This is a genomic window from Niallia sp. FSL W8-0951, from assembly GCF_038006525.1.
Lineage (GTDB): Bacteria > Bacillota > Bacilli > Bacillales > Cytobacillaceae > Niallia > Niallia circulans.
This window is the reverse complement of the sequence record NZ_JBBOVK010000001.1, coordinates 1220011-1238527: the sequence shown is the minus strand read 5'-3', so window position 1 is coordinate 1238527 and position 18517 is coordinate 1220011. Positions and strand designations below refer to the sequence as shown.

Sequence of the window (18517 nt, the reverse complement as noted above, 5' to 3'; positions counted from 1 at the left end):
TCTGTTTATGGCGGCTGGACATTAGTATTCCAGCCGTCATTTATAACCAGTTAATTATCCGTCGTTTTCAATTAAAATTCTGTATAATTGTTCGGGATTTTTATTCTTTCCACAAAGAAATTGGCGGTAATTATTCGCACACTGAACAACCTTAAAAAATAGCGACATGCAGAGAAGGACGCTCGACTTTTGCGATAGATAGGTTTTTTCCCAGATTTCTTTGAAATATTATTTAATATTCATTTATCGACTTTCGTGCCAGCTGCTCAATCGTCATATCATCCATTGGTGGGTTATGTAAGCCTGCGCGTACATCTCGGTAGTAGCGCTGAAGCGGACTTTTTGCAGAAAGGCTGCGTGCGCCGACGATACGCATTGCTATATCTACCACTTCAATGGCAGTATTCGTGACCACTAATTTAACAGCACTTAATTCTGGCAGCATATGGGATTGCTGCTCTTTATCTGCTTCATCCCATTTTTTACTTACGGAATATAGAAAGTGTTTAGCCGTTTGCATTTTTAACTCTATTTCCCCTATTTTGGATCTTACGCTCGGAATATCGCTGATTGTTCCTTTAATACTATTTGGAGAATAGTTTTTCGCAAAAGTAACTGCTTCTTTTTGTGCAGCACCAGCGATTCCTATATAACATGCCGGAATATGCAGAAGCCAGGGATTAATTTTTTTTCGACTATCTAATTTTTCGACAAAATAACGAGCTGGAATTTCCACATTTTCAAAATAAACATCGTTACTTCCTGTTCCTCTTAAAGCAATGCTATCCCATGTGTTTTCTATACGAATGCCTCTACACTCTTTAGGAATTAAGAAATTCCCTACATCGTCTGTATCATTTATGGATGCCGTTACAAGAAAATAATCTAAAACAGGAGACATCGTTGTAAAGGATTTATGTCCATTTATAACCCAACTCTGGCCCTTTTTTTCTGCGGTAGTTTGTGGTTTTCCACCTCTAGTGGGACTGCCAGTTTGCGGTTCTGTCGCAGCTCCATTAATTAAGGAACCAGATAATAGGTTCTCATATACCTCTGTTAATGTATCTTTATTCCAATTTGCTTCTTGGATATTTCTTACGATTCCCATATGCCAACCGATGGATAAAGCAGTAGATCCATCGCCTTGGGCAATCACTTCTTGTAATCTTACCAATTCATATAATGAGATTTCTTGTCCGCCAAACTCCTTTGGTATGGTTAAACTTGTGTAACCTGATTCCTGTAATTCTTTTACATTATCAAAGGGAAATGATGCAGTTTCATCTATTTCCTTTGCTCTTTCTGAAAATCTCCTGCTCATTTCCATAAGTTTATTTATTTTTTGTGCTAAATCTTTTTCCAAACTGAAAAATCCAGTCACTATAGTGCCATCTCCCTTTAACAAGATCATCTATATGGTAATCATAGCACTATTTCTATATACTGATAAGTAAAATGCAATTCCCTTTAAATAGGAATGAATTATTTTCTGTTTATTAAATTTTGACGATTCTCCATTGCTGGCGGCTCTTCTGTGTATCCTTTTTTTGCCATTAACTCTGCACCTTGTACTCCATAATCATAAATCTTTGCAATAAGTGGAATAAAGGTTGCTGACAAGTCTTTGCGTAAGCTGAAGGTCGTACCAATAGCATTGCTGCCAAGTCCAAAACTACAAAATAAACTTATACAATATAGCATTAATTTATCGGAAAATGGGGCAGTCGTGGAAAGTGTTGGACTACCAACCCACCCTAAGGGAACTTGTATATCATCATCCGTTAATTTCTTGGAAAGTTTCGCAATGATTTTTTTGGATAGTTCTTTTCCTTCCGTAAAAAATTTTTTTAACTCAGGATCTTTTGTTACTTGAGCAAAACCAGTTATTAATTGTTGACCAATACTATTGCTTTCAATCGATTGATAGAGAAAAGAAACCTCTACCGTATTTAAAACCCTTTTATCTCCTAATATCTTTGTGCCTTTCAAATACTCCGTACTAACAACCACTTCTACTTGCTCAGGCATTGCGACTTGAGGTGGGCGGCTTAATGCTCCTTTTTCTATTAGCAGTTCTGTACATTCTTCATAACAATGCTGGGTTGTAACTGATAATTCTTGGTATAAACGAATTATATCCTTTCGATAGGATCTTGCTAAATGTAAAGCATGTAGTCCCATGCCTATTTCTGCGAGCATTCTTACGATTTGCAAGGCAAAGGTTGGTTGAAATAAAGGTGGAGCTTGTTTATTTACATCTTGGTCAGAAAATCCATGTGGAATAACTGCACCTTCCGCTATCAATATCGCTTCTATTTTCTTTATTTCTTTTGCTAACTTGGTTAAATGACTTTCATAGAAGTTTTTCTCTTTCTTCTCTTCATTAACAGCATGGAAATATTCAACGACTCGAAGAAACATTGTTTTTTCTTGATATGTCATCCATAATGTTGCAAGCTCTGATGAAGTTAAAATTTCTTTTTTATTCATTATCTTTCCCTCCATTTCCGTAATATTATTATTTGAAAAGGGTCAGAAATTATTAATTAAATTAATAAGTCGTAAAACCTAGTATCCTTTGCAAACGATAAATAATATAGCGAAACATGGGGAAGTTTTTTTGCTTATCTACCCCTTTTGTAAAAAGAGCCTGTTCATTTCCCCATAATTTTTGGAAATAGGTCTTTGTTTCTCTCATAATTTTTTCTTTATGGTTGGCAATTATTTTTATATCTGTTTCCAAATTAAAATCATAAAGATTTCTTTGCGTAAGATTGGCTGAACCGCTTATAATGATACTTTCTCTATCTTTCAATCTTTCTATATATAAGAGTTTCGGATGAAATTGCTCTTTTCCTGTGTTATACCATTTAATGTGAATGTTTTTTGCGGCTTTTGCTTTTCTTAGGTCAGCAACAACTGGGATATTGGGTAAGCCAATTTTTTTATTGCCAAATGCATTTTGATTTGGGTCTAATATTATATATATCCTTACATCTCTTTTAGCAGCTGCCTTTATTTCCTTGATTACTTTTTGATCTGCTAAATAGAGCATGCCTATCCAAATCGTTTCGCTTTTTTTGGTATTTTTAATTTCCTGTAGTATATGCTTACCAATTTTCCCTTCAGTTAATAATTGAATTTTCACATTAGCACTTTTCGATTCAGCTTGTTCTTTTATTCTCGGCAAATCAATCGGTTCACTTAATCTTGCTGCACTCTCCTCACTTTTTAGCAATTCGTTAAGGATATTCCCATGCACTTTAAAGGCAGCATTAGAGTGATAACCGCTTGCATTATGAATATTACCACTCGAGATAATCGCTGTTGTTTCGGTAATCATGACTTTCCGATGATTTGCTTTTATGTTAAGTAATTCTAAATAGGATATAGCTGTTACTTTTGGAGCGCTTTTTGCAAGCAAATTAGGTAGATGACCATCTCCTCTTGTTTTTAGCCACTGTCCAAACATACGCCAAAAGCCAGAATAAAGTGGATTAGAATCTCGCAAGTCATTCAGCTCTGTTTCTATCACTTTCACTCCGTTTTCTTTTAATTGCTTAAATTCTTCTGACGGATAAGAATCGTACACAGTATTAATTTTATCCGTTATAAAAATAATATTTATCATTGGTTTTTCTTGCTTTTTCTTAATTAACACTTCTGTAAACTTTTCTACTAACTTTGGATATTGCTGGTCTTCATTTGTATCTTTATTAAATAAAAACATATCAATTATGATAAATTCATTTGCTTTCTCTACTTCCTTTATCATGGAATTAATTATTTCATGCTGAACCATTCTTTTCTTTTGGTTATTTTTGTAGGTTAAATCTGTTAATAGTTCAACATCCTTCACCTGATGAATAACGCCTTCCATTGACAATCCCCTTGGCAGTGGTTTTTTCAAATGGTGATAAATGGTACTACTATAAAAAATGATAAAAATAATGAATAGAAAAAAGAATAATTGTTTCATCTTTTCTCCCCTCTTCTCAACAAAATCCAACTTATTTCCCTTTAGTTTTTACCATTAGTGGCAAGATATATAGATAATTTTTTTTGAAAAAATGATGAGTTTTCGCAATTACATGGTACAATATAAAGGCAAATAGTATACATACGTGAAGGAGAATACGAAATTGATTATTGGACTTTTAATTATACTCGCTTATTTAATTGGATCTATTCCTTCTGGACTAATAATAGGCAAATCCTTTTACAATATAGATATACGAGAACATGGCAGTGGCAACTTAGGTGGTACAAATACATTTCGAGTTCTTGGAAAAAAAGCAGGCTTTGCTGTTACAATCTCCGATATACTGAAAGGAACAATTGCAACAGTTCTCCCACTGTTAGTCACACTTATTTGGGATGTGGAAATAGATATTAATCCGCTTATAATCGGAGTATTTGCTGTTATTGGCCATATGTATCCCATTTTTGCAGGTTTCAAGGGAGGAAAAGCAGTTGCTACTTCAGCAGGAATTCTTCTTGGACACGAACCTATCTTATTCTTGATTATTGTTGCGGTCTTTTTTATTTCGCTCTATTTATCAAAATATGTGTCGCTGTCCTCAATGATTGCTGGTTTGGCGGGATTAATATATTCCTTTATACTATGGGAAGATAAATTACTCATTATCATCCTGGCGATTCTTACAATTTTTGTTGTCTATAGACATCGAGCGAATATTAAACGAATTATTAATAAAACAGAGCCAAAAGTAAACTGGTTATAAGAAAAAAAGACCGATTATGGTCTTTTTTTCTTGGTCGAATATTTATTTGACATAAAATGATTTATTTCGTCATACCTTTTACTATAATTGTTAAAGGAGCGAATACAAAATGAACTTACCCGCTACATCTTTTCATGTATCTGACGCAACTTTTAAATGTTTTATCAATAAATGGAAGCATGTGGAGGAAAAGCTGCAAGAACAATCAGCAACCATGGAAGCACTAACAGATAGTTTGCAATCACTCTCTCTTTCCACCACTTACAGTGAAAATATTGCCAAAATGGTTACAAGTATTACACATGAAGTGCGTAATCCATTAACTTCTGTAAGTGGCTTCCTTCAATTAATCAAACAAACAAATAATGTCGAACTTATTCATCAGTACACCGATATCGCTCTTGGAGAATTAACACGTGCAAATGAGTTAATCACAGACTTTTTAACGCTTTCCAAACAACAAGCAGACGATATCACTCCATTATCTATAAACGAATTACTCCTAAATTTAATACCTATTTTTAAAAGTGAGGCTCATTTAAAAGACATAAATCTAATAACAAAATTTTCCACTGACGAACTTTTATGCAAGGGCCATAAACAACATTTAACACAGGTGTTAGTTAATATAGTAAAAAATGCTTTCGAAGCAACAGAAGCAAATCTTTCATCTATTCCAAAAGAAGTAACAATAGCCACAAGAAAACAAAGAAATCAATTAGTTATTGAGATTAAAGACAATGGATGCGGAATACCGGAAGCACAATTAAAAAACTTATTTATACCACTGCAAACAACTAAAAAAAACGGAACAGGCATGGGTCTATATGTGTGTAAACAACTAGTTGAGAAGTATGATGGAAAGATGAATATCATTAGTTCACGAGAGAAAGGTACAACTATGAGTATCTTTTTTCCGTTGTATAATTCTTAAAGTATGTACGACACAAAAAAGTTACTGAATGCCTATTTTATGTAAAAATCCCCTATTTTCCTTACAAACTAGTATTTTTTTGGTATGCTATTAAATGTAAAGAAATAAATAAAATTTAGAATTGTAAAGAGGCTAGCTATGCAGAAAAAAACACATCTATTATTCGTTTTCCTCCTTCTTCTTTTTGGTATAATCGGCATAATACTTACATATACAATAGACCATTCATCTTCTGCCTATAAAGAAGTGCGTCCTAATTCAGGAAGCGACAAAGGAAATTTAGCAAAAGAAGAATCCAGCGAAATTACATTAGCTGCAATCGGCGACATTTTAATCCATGATCGTGTCTACAATGATGCACGAGAAGGAAATCGGTTTAATTTTGATAAAATGCTAGATAATATAACAAGCGAATTAAAGAAACCTGATTTGCTAATAGCAAATCAAGAAACAATTGTTGCCGGAGAATCGATTGGTTTATCCGGATATCCTGCTTTCAATAGTCCACATGAAATTGCTGATAGTTTAAAAAAAGCAGGCATCGATATTGTCACAACGGCTAATAATCATGCCCTAGATCGTGGAGTTGATGCACAAAAGCTCTCCCTTGATTATTTAAATCAAATTGGTCTCCCTCATGTTGGAACTTACTTGTCTCAGGATGATCAAGATAAAGTCGTTGTCTTGAAGAAAAAGGGCATCAAAGTTGCTTATCTAGCCTATACTTATGGCTTAAATGGAATCCCTATTCCCGAAGGAAAAGAATATATTGTAAATATATTGGATAAAAAAAGAATGAGCAGTGAAATCCAAAAAGCAAAAAAAGAAGCAGATGTTGTCGTGATGATGATTCATTGGGGAAATGAATACCAACGGTTCCCATCTAATGAGCAAAAAGAATTGGCACAATTTCTAGTAGATGAAGGTGTGCATATTATATTCGGCAGTCATCCACATGTTTTGCAGCCAATCGAGTGGGTAAAAGGTAAAAATGGACATAAAGGATTAGTAGTCTATTCATTAGGAAACTTTTTATCTGGTCAGGACGAAGAGTATCGGGATATTGGTGGAATGGTAACTGTTACAGTCAAGAAAAAGCAATTAGGAAAGCAGACATCTATTACAATGGACGCACCTTCTTTCTATCCCACTTTTGTTTCTAGTAAGGATGAAAAAGATTATAAGATGTATCCATTACAAGTTTCAGAGCATGCAATTAATAAATATAGTCCTTCTATTTATAAAGAAATCATGGAGCATATGCAAAAAGAGGGACAAGCAGAGTAAAGTAAAATTTACAGCTCTTTAGGAATGTTTTTGAAATTATCTTAAATTCAAATATTCGATAATTCTCATCCATTCCTTTATAATGAACTTATAATTAGGAATAGAATTAAAATGCTTCAAGTAGTCGAAGCAAAATTCATAAGAGGTGTTAATATGAAAATTGTAATTAGTGACAAAGCAGCTGAGTGGTATAAAGATGAAATGATGTTAAAAGACGGTGACTATGTACGCTTCTTTGCACGTTATGGTGGATGCAGTACTGTTCAGCAAGGATTTTCATTAGGAATTTCTAATGAGCAGCCAGTTAACATTGGGGTAGAAACAGAAAAAGACGGTATCCATTACTATATCGAAGAAAAAGATTTGTGGTATTTTGATGATCATGATCTATTTGCAGATTTCAATGAAGTTGCAAATGAACCAGAATATCGTCATGCTCAATAAGTTCAATTGTTGTTTAGGGGCAAAATTTAAAAAAACAGTGAGATACATCAAGTGTCTCACTGTTTTTTTTAACAACATATTTTTTCCAGCCTTATCTTAATCAAGTGTAAAAAAACTATTTCTCTATTGTAAAGGATGGTCAATTCCTTCTTCTTTTAAAATCTTCTTTTGTGTGTCGCCTAATAGGTCAAAATGAGAATAGCCGTCATGCCGATAATGTATCCATTCCTCTTTTAAGCCATATTTCTTTCCCCAGTTTTTTAATTTCTCCAGATCCGCACAGCCAACTTTCGTAACAGTCTTACAGCCTGGAAAACGATCATCCAACCAATAATGAGTTAAAAAAGCAATTTCTCCATTATCGATTTTTCTTTTCCATTCTATCAGTTCCTTTTTCTTCAAACCAAAGGCCATAATCGCAACCCCCTTTTGCTATTCTTACTTGTCAGATGGTTGCTTTTTAATTTCTTCATATTTATTAAACCATTCTGGAAACATCTTTTTAAACGATTTAGGTCTAAATGTTTCTTTTGAGACTATAATATGCGTAGTAGTACCCTCTACACAAACTTCATCGTCCTGATTAATAATCTGATATCCGTATACAGTTTTTATGCCATCATTTGTTTCTACCCAGGTTTTCACCTTTGCCTGATCTCCATAGCGTAATGGCTTTTTATATTGAGCATACACATCATATACAGGGGCGAAATACCCCTTATTCTCCATTTCTAAATAACTATACCCAAGATCTTCAATTAAACCTGTTCTTCCTCGTTCAAAAAATTTAAGATAATTCGCATGATAAATAACACCCATCATATCGGTATCAGCATAATATAATTCAATATTCCTAGAACTCACATATACCACGGTTTCTAGCACTTCCTTTACTCAACTTTTTATAAAATAATCACCATTTTTATCACTCTGTGATAACGTTAAATTTCGCAACTGCATCAGATATGCCAATTGATGTAATATATGACCATAGGTTCTTAAAAAGATTTTTATTGTCCAGCAATTATATATAAGCTGTTTTATTAAATAACTCTTTCACCTAGTCTCATAAATTCATCAACTAAATTACTTATAATAGCGACTTACACTTTCTCTTTTTTATTTATTCAACAAATTCTTTTAATACAGTCATAATATTACTCATTTTATGTATGTAAATGGTATCAACTAGAATTTAATTTTTCATTAGAAAGCATTTTAAGTAGTCCGATTCCTTGGTTTTTACTGCTTCAAAACAAAGAAAGGAGTACCACCGAATATTATCCATAATACTACATCTTTTAAATAAATCCAATTCAATAAAAGGTCAGGGCTATTATCACCCTAACCTTTATAAAGGAAATTGTCATATCTAATTCATTCACACAGATTGTAGTTTGAAGGAAGATATAACATAGCCTTAATTATACAATCGGGGAATTTGCTCATCTAATTCAGGAAGATGGATATAGAAGGAAGACGAGCAATAGCCCAATTTTAACTTATAAATATTGTGACACAATTACATCCTGGTCAAAAGGAGTAACACCTTGATTTATAGAAAATACAATATCTGCCTCTTCTATATTATCACATTTTTCCCCTCTTGCCTTAATATTCAATTCTATTAACTCATAAAGATTAGGTTTAATTAAAGTAGTCATTGCTTTACCCATTAATACCATACCTATTTTATTACCTTCCACATTATTGTAATAATCAGGATTGTTTCTAAGTGCTATATCTGTCCATATCACTTTGTTTTCATGAAGATCGATTATCATAGGTATACTTACTCTAGCTTCAGAAGTTACATCCATTCTGTTCTCGACTGTCTTAGGTTCGTAAATTTCTCCAGAATTAGGATTTTCCCTATCCATCCATCCCATAAAACATTCGGGTAACTCACTAAAAGTTTGACCAGTAAAGGATTGAATTGAAAGTACTATATATCTTCCTCCAAATTTTCTAACAGAATCAATTTCTAAATCGATAAATTCACTTGCTCCATGAGGAGCTGAAGTAATATCCCCACTATGAAAAGCTTTATACTTTGATGATCTCAGATTTGTATAGGACACATGCTCTAAATAATTCCAATTATCATCATACATTACTGCAGACAAATCTATATCTGCCCTATCCAAATTATTTTCTTTCCAATAAATAAAGGAGCGAATAGTACTGGTTGAATCGCTTATATCTAATTTTGAACCTCTTACTACTGATTTAAGTGATTTACTTGCTGACCGTTGCGAAAAAGGCACAAGATAATTTTTTAATGATTCATCTAGATAAACCTTACCAAGATAGTCCCTTTTCTTATACTCATTTACTAAACTATTTTCGCAGATTTGTACTATGCTATTGCATATATTCTCCTCAATCTCAGGAAGGTTATTATCTATGACAAATAATTTAGCAACATTACCTTTAGGGAAAAATGTTCTTTTCTCTTTTTGATTATTTCTATTTTTAAAGTGCTCTCTAACTTGCAATAGCACTGTAGTTTCAACACTATCCGCCACATTTTTAAATTCATTTAGTATTACATTTGGGTTAGTATGCAACCTTATTAAATGATCTAATTTACGTGCGAATTCCCCTGGTCTTTTCACTAATAAAGATAATGCTTGATCCATTCTATTATTTTCTAACGCATCAGTTAACACACCATTAAATGTTTGAATTGGTTGATTATTTCTCAGCTTAGTAAAAGCCTCTTTTACTTTTTCATATCTTTTGAATTCTGTAGGATGTAATCTTTCACCTAATCTAATCCATCTATTCTTATATCGTTTCATATCCTCTTCAATATTAGAACAATTTTCTAATAAGGACATTAATAAACGTCTTTCCTTACGTTTGAAACTTTTAAACTTTGTATTAGTTGCTAAACTAATATCTCCTTCTGACATAGCAACTGCAATTCTTAATACATCAGTAGCTATCTTTACATAATCAAATAATACAGAAGTATTTATGTTATTATGCAGTAACAATTTAGATAACAAAGCTACATTTTCTTTTGAAGGTATTTCTTTAGGTAAGATATTGTTAACTTTGTCAGGATATTCATTAAAAAACCATCTTAAATCCTCTTTATCAGTTTCAGAAATAGAAGTTTTAGAAGATAATAGATTTATAAAAATACTTTCAAATTCTTCCTCGGTACCTATCTCTATTACTTTCTTGGTTGTTATATCATATAATGGTAATCTCTCTTCTTTTTTATAATTAGGAAGTAATGATCCAAATGACCAGTAATGAAAAATAGCATTAATGAATAACTCGGAGTTATCTGCATCCATTACTTGGTGAGGAAAGTTAGGATACATTGGATTGTATTGTTTGTTAGCTCCTACTAACTCTTTTAAATTTTTAATTAAAGCAATGTAGAAACTGTTTAATTGACTTGTGGAATATGTATATAGGATTTCAATAATATTTTTCGATAATGTAAATCCCAAATTATCAATGTTTAATAATATTGTCGCAATGTAGTTTTTCTGTGGAGTTTTTTCATTACCTATATTCAATAGTAATTTGTTTTTTCTTCTTAGGTAAATATCATTTATAACCATTTAATCACTCCAATTGTAAAATAACTCTAACACTTCCATCCACACACCATACTTATTTTAATTTTACATTTCATCTTCACTTTTCACCCTGTTTCTATCTGACTTTCTCCATAATATTCTTGCAGGCTCTTTAGATTTGTATTTATTTTACTTTTTGTTGTCTAAATTTTTAATACTAAGACGTACCAAGAGCAAATATATACCTTCAAACGCATCAAGATCGATTTAAAATCTGTTTCTTTTAAGTCTGTGGCTAAGGAGTTCTACGAGTGAGTATTTCATTTGCCCAATAATGAAAGTGTACCTAATATAAGTTATTTATTTTTTCTCTTTCAGCCTCAGTTTTTTCTTATACATATAGGCCACAAATTCTTCCTCACGATTTCCATTTCTTAATATTACGTTTATTTTTCTCCATTCACTCTCAGAAAACAAAGAAATGCCACCCTTCTAAGCTCTCCCCACACCTACAACTATGTCCCTTCTAGCGACTAACATTGAATAGATAAACAAATCGACGCATATTTTTTACTACTTGTTGTCACCGTGATTATCATGGATGGTCCTTAATCACAGCAATTTGTTAATTATTTGAATAATTCAGGATAAGTTAGGAAAAAACAGTAAGGTAAAAACCACATAAGAAACGCCTTTAAATCCATATATATCAAGGTTTATGCTTTAATTGTTTGACACTTATCCTTTTATATCATTGGTTAACGAGATCCCGATCATATCGATATCAGCATAATACAATTCTATATCCCTTCTGGAGATAAAGTAATTAATTGTCCATCCATATTCGTCCCCAGCCTATTCATCGATTTTCTTTTTCTCTTTTAGCACACTTTCGACATCCTCAGCAGTTATTGTAGAAACATCTGCATCTATTCCTTGTTCCAATTGTTCAGATAATCGTAAAGCCTGTAATTGAACTGCTTCATCGATTAAATTAGTTGCAAATCGTCCATTTCCGTCTGTAGAAACAGTCGGCAGCATATTTTGCAGTAATTGGATTGCATCAGTTGATAATAAATAATCGTATTTACCCGCATATAACTGCATGATTTCAACTAATTCTGCTGCAGAATAATCTTCAAAATGGATAAACTTTTTAAACCTTGACGTTAATCCTGGATTGCTTTGTAATAGAGTTTTTGTTTCATTCGGATATCCTGCGAGAATAACAACTAAATTCTCATTGTGCTTTGTCATTTCCATGACTAATGTATCAACGACCTCTTTACCAAAATCCTGACCGCCATTTCCTACTAAGGAATATGCTTCATCGATAAATAGCACCCCGCCAAGCGCTTCTCTTATTTTTTTTCTTGTCTTGATAGCTGATTGACCAACATAGCCGGCAACAAAGTCAGCTCTACTTGTAACAACTAAGTGACCTCTTTTTAATATTCCGCAATCCTTAAGAAACTGGGCGTATAATTTAGCAACAGTAGTTTTACCGGTACCTGGATTTCCCGTGAAGACAGCGTGCAATTGAATAGGCAGATTCTTTTTGGCTTTAGCCTGTCTTAATTGCTGCACTTTAACAAGCGCAATAATTTTTTTTATTTCCTCTTTTACTTTTGACAAACCAATCAATTCATTAAGCTCTTTTGCAGGATCAATTTGTTTGTCCTCTTCTTCACAAACAAAATCAGCTTCTTGCAATAGAGTATATTTAAATATTTCTTGTTCGTTTGCTTTGCGAGAGCCTTTGCTGAATATTGCATCCAGCACAATATTACGAACAGCTCGAGCATTTCCAAAGCTCTCATCAACTTGTTCTCTCTCAAGCCTTTTTAGCAATGCCTTTTTTCCGTCCTCTGTCATGACATAGTCATTCGCAGAAGCAATTCTTTCTCCAATCACCAATAATTCCGATGGTGTATAATCAGGCAAATGAATCATATTAGAAGCAGGAAACCGACTTCTTAAACCATGATTCCCGTCCAAAAATTGGCGCATTTCTTCAGGATATCCCGCTAAAATGACAGCAAATTTACCACCAAATTCTGAACCTGTCATTAAAGATACAAGAGTATCTATTGCTGTTTGGCCATAATCATTTCCAGAATGACCCTCTCTTTTTAGACTATAGGCTTCATCGATAAATAAGACACCGCCAACCGCTTGTTTTACAACAGAACGGACATTTTCCTCTGTTTGGCCCATAAAGCCGCCGATTAATTGAGAACGGTCAGTTTCCACTACTTCAGCGCTTGGCAGTACGCCTAATTCATGATAAATTTTTGCCATCAACCTTGCCAAAATAGTTTTCCCAGTACCTGGATTTCCAGTAAAGATCATATTCAAGCTTAATTCATCTTGAATATTATAACCTAGCTTTTTCCGAGATTTTTGATAATGCAAAAATTGATAAAAATCATGAACTCTTTTTTTTACAGCATCTAACCCAATCATTTGCTGCAGTTCTTCTAAAGAGGAAAGAGTCTTGTTGTCTTCCTCATCCTCTTCTACAAATAGACTTGTCCATTCATCTTTTAATTCAGTCAGTTCTTCAATTAATTTTTTTACACTCTCATAATAAATCGATGTGTGAAAAACACCACTAATAGACTCTTCATACTCTTCAGCTGATTTTAATAACTGAGAAGTTTTCTCCATTACCTTTTGTAATAACTCTTCAATTGCTTCATATTTTGCAACAGCTTCCACATTTTCATATAAGGAGGCATTTTTTTTCTGATTTTGCAGATGGGCAGCTTCCTCATCCATCTGTTCTAAAAACGAGCGGCAATTATTAATATATTGCTCAGCGATTTTTCGTTTGGCAGTCCGATTATCCGTTTCGCGAATATTAGGAAAGACCAGTGAATCCAGTAAGCCGCTGAAATTTTTCCAATCGAATTGGGAAAGGTATTTTTGAGCTGTTTTATTCTCTTCATCCAGCTCAATCGCTTTATTTAGCCAGGCAACCGCGATCGTATCTTCTTGATTGATGTGCATTCTTGATAAGGCAGCAATCGTTAATAACTGAGAGATTTCTTTTCCATTCTCAGCCTCAGTTAATTTTTGTATTTCATTTAAAATTTTCTTTTCATCCTGTACAAATCCATGTTCTTCAAATTCCTTTTCTATCAGGAAAATTTCTGGATATTTTCTATTTGTAATTATTTTCTCGTTATTCAATACATTCACATCTCTTATTAAATTTAATTCCTTATTAATACTAACATATTCCTTCTTTTTCGTTAATGATTATGTACTTTTCACACTGTGTTAATCTAATAACCATTAATATATGCAGGATGCAATATACTATCCCTGAAAATGTGTAACTCAATTATAGAAAACAAAAAAGCAATAGCCTCAATTAAAAAAGAAGCCATTGCTTTTTATTCTTCTTCCTTTATTCCATTGGAAGGATTTATTCGCCCTTTGTTTGTATTACTTGAGCATGTTGTCCTGATTTATCCTGCATTTGCTTTCCTTTGTTCCCGCCGAAGCTTCTAGATTTAGTTCCAATATGACTCGGTACAAAGTGTTTGCTGTCTTTTTTAGGATTACTCATCATATCATCTCCTTCTACCATAGTTTGTTCAAAAGAACAAGTAGAATTGATGGTAATTTCTACATTAACGAGCTTTTTTCAAATGCTTTCTTTCTAACCGTTCCTCAATTTTTTCAATCGCTTCTCTATCCTTTAGTAATTGCATTTTATTTTCTAATACAAGTTCCTGAAATGAACGTTTACGAGGTTTTCTCATCTTTATTCTCCTTTAATAAGTATTTTTTATTTCCATATTTCCCAAAAAATTAGATAATTATTACAATAAAAAGAAATAATCTTTAAATCTATTTGAAAAGTTTATTTTTTCAGAAAATAAACAAGGCGTGCACTCCTTTGTTACATTTGTAATTATAGTATATGTTATACCCATTGTAAAGCGCTTACAACGTTAATTTTTTGTGAACTTTACTCTGTTAGTCTTTTGTCATTTCCATCATTTGTTGAAGTGTTAACATAGTGAAGCCCTTTTTAATAATAATTCCATCTTCATTAAGAAAAAACGTTGTGGGAATACTTAGAATGTCATATTGATTTGAAACCATATCGTTATTATCTATTAATATTGGGAATGTTAAATTTCTTTCCTTCACAAACTGTCTAACTCCCTTTTCATTTCCACCATCCACATTCACCGCTAGAACAATCCAGTGATCGTGCTTTTTTTTAGAAAAAGTTTCTATATCAAGCATTTCTTTTTTACAAGGTGGACACCAAGTTGCCCAAAAATTTATCATGACGGATTTTCCTCTATAATCAGATAAGCGCACTGTCTTTCCATTTAAATCTTTCAGTTTAAAATCTGGTGCTTCCTCCCCAATATTTAAACCAGTGTTTGCTTCTACATTAGTGGACATAATAAAGAAAAAGCTTGAAAAAACCATGAATATAAAAATAGTTGTTTTTAGTGACACTATGCCCTCCTCCTCTTATTTGATAAAGTATTTTTTCTAAATTCTATTGTAAACTTACTTATAGATTAACCAATTTATTTATATTTATTAGTTTGAGTGCGTAAAATTAGTTGAATTTATAACAGAAAGATGATTTGCACTCTAGTTATAGTGGCAGTTTTTTTCCCTTAGTAGCTGATAGGATACACAAGAAACCCAACCAAATATAAACCCGAACAATCATATGTAGACCAATAAAAAAGACAGATCCATTCACCATGCGAACAGACCTGCCTCTTATCCTCTATTTCAATTGTTTGCTTTCCAAATCAGTACCATGTGTTAAAAAGATTATTTAAACAAGGAATTATAGCGCTTCAAAAGTCTCTGTTAAAACTGGTACGATTTGTTTTTTACGAGATACGACACCTTTTAATAATGCGCTATTATTTTCTAATGATACATTAAATGCCTTCTCTACTGTTTCTGCTTTATTGCCTAAAGCAACACCAACAGAATCGTTATTTAAAATATCCGTTACGACAAGCAAGAATAAATCTAATCCTTTTTTGTCGATGATTGCTTGAATAGACGTTTCTAATTCAGCTTGTTTAGAAATGACATCATTTGTATCAACTGCATTCACTTGTGCAATTTCTACTTTATATGTACCCATTGTAAATTCTTTTGCATCGATGCTTAGTAATTGTTCAACCGTTTTATCACTTAAATCAGCACCCGCTTTCAGCATGTCTAATCCGTACTGTTCTGCATTTACACCAGCAATTTCTGCTAATTCCTTGGCAGCTTGTACATCTTGGTCTGTGCAAGTTGGTGATTTAAATAATAAGGAATCAGAAATAATAGCTGAAAGCATTAATCCAGCAACTTCTTTCTTGATTTCTACATTATTTTCTTTATACATTTTATTTAATATAGTTGCCGTACAGCCCACTGGTTCCGCTCGGTAATATAAAGGATCACTTGTCTCGAAATTAGCGATACGATGGTGATCAATTACCTCTAAAATCGTTACATCTTTAATGTCTTCCACACTTTGCTGGAATTCATTATGGTCTACCAAGATAACTGAATTAGCTTCTGAAGCTGCCTTTTCAATAAAACGAGGAGCTTCTGTTTTAAAATAATCTAATGCAAACTTTGTTTCTCCACTAACGTCACCAAGACGAACAGCTTCTGCTTCTACTCCAAGTGCCTTTTTTAATTCTGCATACGCAATCGCAGAACAAATAGTATCCGTATCCGGATTTTTATGACCAAATATCAATACTTTTTCCATTTAGCAAATCTCCTTATTACAATAATCTGATGACGTATCCATTCTGTTTCATACATCCTTCTTTATTTTATCATAACTTACCGGAATTTAAAGAAAAGAACATAAAAAAGAATAGGCAAATCCCCTATAGACATTATGAATACTACCCTAAATGCTTGAATAAAAAGAAAAACTGCAAATCAACAACCCGAAAAGGTGGTTATTTGCAGTTTATGGAATCGTCTATTTAACTTGTAAATTAGAATTTATATTGATAGTTTTCAATTTCCCAAGTATGGATTGTTGTACGGTAGCTATCCCACTCTTCTTTCTTAGCAGCAACATACTCAGTGAATACATGCTCTCCAAGTGTTTTAAGACCAATTTCTCCTGCTTCGAGTTCAGCAATTGCAGCTTCTAATCCACCAGGTAAACTATCAATTCCAAGTTCTTCACGACGCTCATCTGTCATATGGAAGATATCTTCGTTAATTGGTGCTGGTGCTCTTAAACCTCTTTCCACTCCGTCTAAACCTGCTGCAGCGATAACAGCAAATGTTAAATATGGATTAGATGATGGGTCTGGACAACGAAGCTCCACACGAGTAGCCATTCCACGTTTTGCAGGAATACGGATTAATGCAGAACGATTGGATGCTGACCATGCTAAGTAGCAAGGTGCTTCATATCCTGGTACTAAACGCTTATAAGAGTTTACTAGTGGATTGGTAACAGCTACGAAACTCTTAACATTTTCTAAAACACCTGCAATAAATGAATAAGCTGTTTCAGATAATTCTAAATCATCGTTCGCATCATAGAAGCAATTTTCTCCATCTTTAAAGAATGACATATTAACATGCATTCCTGAACCATTAATTCCGAATACTGGTTTTGGCATAAACGTTGCGTGTAAACCATATTGAGAAGCGATTGTTTTCACAACCCATTTATATGTTGTCGCCAAGTCAGCTGCAGTTAATGCATCTGCATATTTGAAGTTAATCTCATGTTGACCTTCTGCTACTTCATGGTGAAGTGCTTCGATAGTGAAGCCCATTGCTCTTAATGTTTTGAAAATTTCAACACGGACTTTTTCTCCTAAATCCTTTGGTGATGGTTCAAAATAGCCGCCTCTATCCCCTAATTCTGTAGTTGGATATCCATTTTCGTCGGTTGCAAATAGGAAGAATTCTAACTCTGGTCCGACAGAAATACTATATCCATTTTCAGCAGCACGCTCCACTGTTTTCTTCAGAACATTACGAGTATCACCTTCAAATAAAGATCCATCAGGATTTGTTACAGAACAAAGGAACCGCGCTTCTGAATATCCTTCTGTTTCAGTCCAAGGCAAAACTGCGAATGTGTTTAAGTCTGGTAATAAATAAGAATCTGATTTGTTAATAGGAGAAAATCCTTTAATGGATGAACCGTCAATCATGATTTTTCCTTCAACAGCATCATCTAATTGTTGAGCAGTAATTGTAATATTTTTTAAAATTCCTTCAATATCCACAAATTGTAGATGTAATAATTCTACATTTTTTTCTTTTACAATACTTTCAATTTTCTCTAATGTAACTTCACTCATGTTAACTTACCTCACAATTCATGTTCTATTATCTAACTTGATTTCATTATAAGAAAAAAATTCTGTTAAAACAATGTTTTTTTTAAATTTTTTAAAAATTTTATTAGGTAGCGTTTACATTTATTTCTTTGTGAATTTTCCTTTTTTCACATATATCATGTTAGATAGTTGCTGTAATTTTTGTCGAATGATGGTCTAATGTAAGATTATTGACCGAAACAGATA

Annotated in this window: 16 protein-coding genes; 4 read left to right on the top strand and 12 right to left on the bottom strand. The window is 33.1% G+C overall.

The annotated features are described in order from the left end of the window. Positions 1–232 precede the first annotated feature (232 nt). The 3 genes from NSS71_RS05825 to NSS71_RS05815 all read right to left on the bottom strand — a co-directional run bounded on the left by NSS71_RS05825 (position 233) and on the right by NSS71_RS05815 (position 3979). Positions 233–1327 (bottom strand): acyl-CoA dehydrogenase family protein, encoded by a 1095-nt coding sequence (locus tag NSS71_RS05825; RefSeq protein ID WP_061798997.1) that lies wholly within the window; start codon positions 1325–1327, stop codon positions 233–235. 155 nt (positions 1328–1482) lie between these two features. Continuing rightward, positions 1483–2490, bottom strand: a complete 1008-nt coding sequence (locus NSS71_RS05820) for a DUF3231 family protein (protein WP_061798902.1) — start codon at positions 2488–2490, stop codon at positions 1483–1485. Between the two features lie 61 nt (positions 2491–2551). Beyond that, positions 2552–3979 carry a phospholipase D-like domain-containing protein gene (locus NSS71_RS05815; RefSeq protein ID WP_251687232.1) on the bottom strand — a complete coding sequence of 476 codons (1428 nt, stop codon included), beginning with the start codon at positions 3977–3979 and terminating at the stop codon, positions 2552–2554. Between the two features lie 163 nt (positions 3980–4142). Here NSS71_RS05815 and plsY point away from each other — a divergent pair, with 163 nt between their 5' ends. The 4 genes from plsY (at position 4143) to NSS71_RS05795 (ending at position 7410) form a co-directional block, all read left to right on the top strand. Beyond that, positions 4143–4745 carry a glycerol-3-phosphate 1-O-acyltransferase PlsY gene (gene plsY, locus NSS71_RS05810; protein WP_047943520.1) on the top strand — a complete coding sequence of 201 codons (603 nt, stop codon included), beginning with the start codon at positions 4143–4145 and terminating at the stop codon, positions 4743–4745. A gap of 109 nt (positions 4746–4854) precedes the next feature. Next, positions 4855–5679 carry a HAMP domain-containing sensor histidine kinase gene (locus NSS71_RS05805; protein WP_336045120.1) on the top strand — a complete coding sequence of 275 codons (825 nt, stop codon included), beginning with the start codon at positions 4855–4857 and terminating at the stop codon, positions 5677–5679. 138 nt (positions 5680–5817) lie between these two features. Further along, positions 5818–6966 (top strand): CapA family protein, encoded by a 1149-nt coding sequence (locus NSS71_RS05800; protein WP_047943518.1) that lies wholly within the window; start codon positions 5818–5820, stop codon positions 6964–6966. A 153-nt stretch (positions 6967–7119) separates the two neighbouring features. Beyond that, complete coding sequence (locus NSS71_RS05795) at positions 7120–7410, top strand: HesB/YadR/YfhF family protein (protein WP_047943542.1); 291 nt, start codon at positions 7120–7122, stop codon at positions 7408–7410. Positions 7411–7533: 123 nt separating this feature from the next. Here the strand turns inward: NSS71_RS05795 and NSS71_RS05790 are convergent, their stop codons facing one another. The 9 genes from NSS71_RS05790 to glnA form a co-directional block, all read right to left on the bottom strand. Then, positions 7534–7824 carry a hypothetical protein gene (locus NSS71_RS05790; protein WP_047943517.1) on the bottom strand — a complete coding sequence of 97 codons (291 nt, stop codon included), beginning with the start codon at positions 7822–7824 and terminating at the stop codon, positions 7534–7536. Positions 7825–7848: 24 nt separating this feature from the next. After that, a complete protein-coding gene (locus NSS71_RS05785) occupies positions 7849–8283 on the bottom strand; it encodes an acyl-CoA thioesterase (protein WP_268874837.1) in 435 nt (144 codons plus the stop codon). 629 nt (positions 8284–8912) lie between these two features. Beyond that, positions 8913–10994 (bottom strand): TerD family protein, encoded by a 2082-nt coding sequence (locus NSS71_RS05780; protein WP_341151363.1) that lies wholly within the window; start codon positions 10992–10994, stop codon positions 8913–8915. A gap of 813 nt (positions 10995–11807) precedes the next feature. Next, a complete protein-coding gene (locus NSS71_RS05775) occupies positions 11808–14147 on the bottom strand; it encodes an AAA family ATPase (RefSeq protein ID WP_445668926.1) in 2340 nt (779 codons plus the stop codon). 238 nt (positions 14148–14385) lie between these two features. Beyond that, the gene (locus NSS71_RS05770) at positions 14386–14529 is read right to left on the bottom strand and encodes an acid-soluble spore protein N (RefSeq protein ID WP_016205356.1); all 144 of its coding nucleotides are present in this window, start codon (positions 14527–14529) and stop codon (positions 14386–14388) included. 64 nt (positions 14530–14593) lie between these two features. Beyond that, positions 14594–14725, bottom strand: coding sequence for an FbpB family small basic protein (locus tag NSS71_RS05765; protein ID WP_031540139.1), 132 nt, complete (start codon positions 14723–14725; stop codon positions 14594–14596). A 217-nt stretch (positions 14726–14942) separates the two neighbouring features. Continuing rightward, complete coding sequence (locus tag NSS71_RS05760; RefSeq protein ID WP_341151361.1) at positions 14943–15440, bottom strand: redoxin domain-containing protein; 498 nt, start codon at positions 15438–15440, stop codon at positions 14943–14945. Positions 15441–15786: 346 nt separating this feature from the next. Beyond that, entirely contained in the window at positions 15787–16719 is a 933-nt protein-coding gene (locus NSS71_RS05755) for a manganese-dependent inorganic pyrophosphatase (protein WP_047943514.1), read from the bottom strand. Positions 16720–16957: 238 nt separating this feature from the next. Next, positions 16958–18292, bottom strand: a complete 1335-nt coding sequence (gene glnA, locus NSS71_RS05750) for a type I glutamate--ammonia ligase (RefSeq protein ID WP_144546005.1) — start codon at positions 18290–18292, stop codon at positions 16958–16960. Positions 18293–18517 lie beyond the last annotated feature (225 nt).

Excerpts from the sequence above, each read along its gene's own strand:
- NSS71_RS05825 (WP_061798997.1), bottom strand. The coding sequence starts at position 1,327 with ATGGAAATGAGCAGGAGATTTTCAGAAAGAGCAAAGGAAATAGATGAA.
- NSS71_RS05820 (WP_061798902.1), bottom strand. The coding sequence starts at position 2,490 with ATGAATAAAAAAGAAATTTTAACTTCATCAGAGCTTGCAACATTATGG.
- NSS71_RS05815 (WP_251687232.1), bottom strand. The coding sequence starts at position 3,979 with ATGAAACAATTATTCTTTTTTCTATTCATTATTTTTATCATTTTTTAT.
- NSS71_RS05805 (WP_336045120.1), top strand. The coding sequence starts at position 4,855 with ATGAACTTACCCGCTACATCTTTTCATGTATCTGACGCAACTTTTAAA.
- NSS71_RS05800 (WP_047943518.1), top strand. The coding sequence starts at position 5,818 with ATGCAGAAAAAAACACATCTATTATTCGTTTTCCTCCTTCTTCTTTTT.
- NSS71_RS05795 (WP_047943542.1), top strand. The coding sequence starts at position 7,120 with ATGAAAATTGTAATTAGTGACAAAGCAGCTGAGTGGTATAAAGATGAA.
- NSS71_RS05790 (WP_047943517.1), bottom strand. The coding sequence starts at position 7,824 with ATGGCCTTTGGTTTGAAGAAAAAGGAACTGATAGAATGGAAAAGAAAA.
- NSS71_RS05780 (WP_341151363.1), bottom strand. The coding sequence starts at position 10,994 with ATGGTTATAAATGATATTTACCTAAGAAGAAAAAACAAATTACTATTG.
- NSS71_RS05770 (WP_016205356.1), bottom strand. The coding sequence starts at position 14,529 with ATGAGTAATCCTAAAAAAGACAGCAAACACTTTGTACCGAGTCATATT.
- NSS71_RS05765 (WP_031540139.1), bottom strand. The coding sequence starts at position 14,725 with ATGAGAAAACCTCGTAAACGTTCATTTCAGGAACTTGTATTAGAAAAT.
- NSS71_RS05755 (WP_047943514.1), bottom strand. The coding sequence starts at position 16,719 with ATGGAAAAAGTATTGATATTTGGTCATAAAAATCCGGATACGGATACT.
- glnA (WP_144546005.1), bottom strand. The coding sequence starts at position 18,292 with ATGAGTGAAGTTACATTAGAGAAAATTGAAAGTATTGTAAAAGAAAAA.